The sequence below is a fragment of the Bradyrhizobium sp. P5_C12 genome, from assembly GCF_054049735.1.
Window position 1 is genome coordinate 1 of record NZ_JBFULU010000128.1, and the last position, 1,186, is coordinate 1,186.

At 51.9% G+C, this 1,186-nt stretch carries 1 protein-coding gene; it reads left to right on the forward strand.

Going from position 1 to position 1,186, the window contains the following annotated elements:
- Window positions 1-50 precede the first annotated feature (50 nt).
- The coding region (locus ACXJMY_RS37905) for an argonaute/piwi family protein (RefSeq protein WP_456624454.1) at window positions 51-1,186 on the forward strand (1,136 nt) is incomplete at its 3' end.

Here is a 1,186-nt window from a genome sequence, read left to right on the forward strand (position 1 = left end):
GGCTGCATCTGGCTAATTTTCCAGTGCTCGAAGAGGCTTTCGGAATTTCCTTGAACGACGCCGAATTTGTGGCGTGTACGCTTGATGCAAAGGCAATCGATGCCGCGACGCGCATTTTGAATCTGCATGAGGCCGTCAAGAAAGTCGTAAAGCTCTATGCCGACAAAACCCGGAGGCACCGAGAAAATGATGAACGCTCCGTCGACTTGTGGATTCTTGTTGTTCCAGAGCTCATTTTCGAGCGATGCAAGCCGAATGCACGTCGGACAGGTTTGTCCTTGGAGCTTGGCGATTTCGAGAAGAGAAAGAAGACTCGTTCTGACCTTCCGCTACTGAAAGAGGTTCTCACCGAAGAGAACGTCTTCGACGACGCCCCGGACTTTCATCGGCAGGTCAAGGCAGAATATCTAACCCTCTCGCCAACACAGATCATTCGTGAAACAACGATAGCTCCAGACGAATTCAAAAACAAAGCGGGGTATCCGCTCCGCCGGACCCAGGACGCAGCGACGATCGCGTGGAACTTGGCTACGGGCCTTTACTACAAGACACAGCCAAAGCCACCTTGGAAGCTATCGGGCATCCGCGCTGGTGTTTGCTATATCGGCCTTGTGTACAAGAACCTTCCCGGCGACGCGTCGGACCATGCCTGTTGCGCTGCGCAGATGTTTTTGAGCGAAGGCGATGGTGTCGTGTTTCGCGGCGCAAATGGTCCGTGGAAGAAAGGCGAATTTGATTATCACCTCAACGCTTCGGCCGCGACTGACCTAATCAGGAAGGTTTTAGAGACCTATAGAGAACTCCACGATTCCGCACCTCAGGAATTGTTTATCCATGGGCAGACATATTTCAACGAAGAAGAATGGGCCGCCTTTGAAGCTGCGGCCCCGCCGACCACGAACGTAGTTGGCGTGCGGATACGCACAACTTCCGGAGAAACCAAGCTATTTCGAGATGGTGATTATCCGGTCTTGCGTGGCACTGCCATGCTGCTTGACGACAAGAGCGCTTACCTTTGGACAAACGGTTACGTCCCGCAACTCGACACTTATATCGGACCAGAAACACCAAATCCGCTCTTTATTACGGCTCTGAGGAGCAAGGGTACCATGCCATCGCTTCCAATTATTCTCAGTGACATTATGGGGCTGACGAAGATCAATTATAATTCGTGCAACTACAATGA